Annotated in this window: 1 protein-coding gene; it reads left to right on the top strand. The window is 43.7% G+C overall.

Annotation, left to right across the window (positions count from 1 at the left end; translation table 11 throughout):
• A partial coding sequence (locus F3059_RS13755; protein WP_170265193.1) for a hypothetical protein occupies nt 1-231 on the top strand: 231 nt, incomplete at both ends.

The following is a 231-nucleotide window of genomic DNA, read 5'->3' on the forward strand; positions in this document are numbered from 1 at the left end:
ATGGATACAATTCCGAATGCAGCGGGTTGTGATAGCATCATGACGATTAATGTTACGATCAACCAACCCACAACAAGTACGATCACAACAACAGCTTGCGGTAGTTATGCTGCTCCAAGTGGTCAGATCCTGACTACATCTGGAACGTACACTGATGTGATTGCTAATGCAGCGGGCTGTGATAGTACCATTACGATAAACCTGACAATTAATAACTCAACATCAGCCACA

This window comes from Salibacter halophilus (genome assembly GCF_008806325.1).
Lineage (GTDB): Bacteria > Bacteroidota > Bacteroidia > Flavobacteriales_G > Salibacteraceae > Salibacter > Salibacter halophilus.